This is a genomic window from Ferruginibacter sp., assembly GCF_031430955.1.
Lineage (GTDB): Bacteria > Bacteroidota > Bacteroidia > Chitinophagales > Chitinophagaceae > Ferruginibacter.
The window spans coordinates 1-1,664 of sequence record NZ_JANPCM010000125.1 but is presented as its reverse complement, the minus strand read 5'-3'; the positions used below and the strand labels follow the sequence as shown (position 1 = coordinate 1,664).

Genomic DNA, 1,664 nt, shown 5'->3' with positions numbered 1-1,664 from the left:
GAATGGCTTTGAGGCAACAGAATATATCCGCCACGCTATGCATTCGGCAATTCCTATTATTGCATTAACTGCCGATGTTACTACCGCCGATGTAGCAAAATGTAAAGCCGTGGGTATGGATGATTATATCTCAAAACCTGTTGACGAAAAATTATTGTACAGTAAAATAATTAAGTTAATGGAAAAGCCGGAGACGGTTGAAGAAATTGTTGCTGCAACAAAATATACCAACCTGGAGTATTTACAAAAGCATACCAAATCAAATCCAAAATTAATGATGGAAATGATACGCCTTTACCTGGAGCAAACGCCACCATTAATACATACCATAAAACAAAGTTTGGCCGGTAAAAATTGGGAGATGCTGCAGGCAGCAGTACATAAAATGATTCCTTCGTTTTCAATTGTTGGGATGAACCCTGATTTTACAGCCATGGCAAAAAAAATTCAGCAATATTCAATAGCACTGGAAGTAAACGATGAGGTACACGATCTTGTTTTGCAATTGGAAAAAGCCTGCGACCAGGCTTGCATAGAAATGGAAGAAGCATATAACAGCATTAAAAATACTAACTCATGAATAACGAAACAGAAGGCACCAACCAACAGGTAAAACTTTTTTTGGTAGATGATGATGCATTGTTTTTAAAATCTTTAGAAATTGAATTTATGCAGCATGCCGATTTTAGTATTGAAACATTTGCCTCCGGCGAACTTTGCGTAGCACAATTATCGCACAACCCCGATATAATTATTTTAGATTATCATTTGGATGGTATTGATAAAACTGCCATGAATGGTATGCAAACTTTAGATAAAATAAAAGTGGAGCGGCCCGAAATTCCGGTGGTGATTTTATCATCGCAGGATGATATTAATGTGGCCGTAAACTGCATGCATCATAAGGCATACGATTATGTGGTAAAAAGCGAAACCGCTTTTGTGCGCCTGCAAAGAAATATCAGCACCATCATTCATCATAAAAAATTAGAAAAACAATTAACCTGGTATATGGACAGGATGTGATGGTTGATTAGTTTATTGGTATATAGCTCATTGCTCACAGCTCAAAGCTTATTGCTCAAAGCTCACCACTCATCAAACTTAAAATGAACACTGAATTAAAACAAATTCCTCTTAAAATCCTGCTGGCCGAAGATGACCGGGACGACCGTTTTTTCTTTGAGAAAGCTTTAAAAGAAATAAATATTGGTACACAGCTTGCCACCGTAAATGATGGGGACGAATTGATGGATTATCTTTTTAAAAATATTCATCAGTTGCCCGATATTATTTTTCTCGATTTAAGCATGCCACGCAAAACGGGTTACGAATGTTTAGCAGAAATGAAAGAAAATATTCTTTTAAAAGAAATTCCTGTAGTGATGTTTTCAACTTTTTATGCAAGAGATATTAATTACGAAAAAAATATAACTGATATGCTTGACGAAATTGGGGCACATGATCATATTCGCAAGCCAGGCAGTTTTGAACAGCTTAAAATTGTTATTAAAAATGCATTGGACAAAATAATAGAAAAAGCTGCAAGCTAAATTTCGCCGCCGCCTTGGTTAGTGTCTTACGAACCAAGGCAGCGAATTTAAAATTGTTTCGTGAGACACTATAACTATTCGGAAGAAAAAACATGTCGCTCCTAAGGAGCT

General features: G+C 36.4%; 3 protein-coding genes. All 3 read left to right on the top strand.

The window, feature by feature from the left end:
* Nucleotides 1-580, top strand: a 580-nt coding sequence (locus ACY65O_RS03450) for a response regulator (RefSeq protein WP_462219454.1), incomplete at its 5' end; no start/stop codon positions are given.
* Nucleotides 577-1,026, top strand: a complete 450-nt coding sequence (locus ACY65O_RS03445) for a response regulator (RefSeq protein ID WP_462219453.1) — start codon at nucleotides 577-579, stop codon at nucleotides 1,024-1,026. The genes ACY65O_RS03450 and ACY65O_RS03445, both read left to right, overlap by 4 nt.
* Nucleotides 1,027-1,109: 83 nt before the next feature.
* Entirely contained in the window at nucleotides 1,110-1,553 is a 444-nt protein-coding gene (locus ACY65O_RS03440) for a response regulator (protein ID WP_462219452.1), read from the top strand.
* The last annotated feature ends 111 nt before the right edge of the window (nucleotides 1,554-1,664 follow it).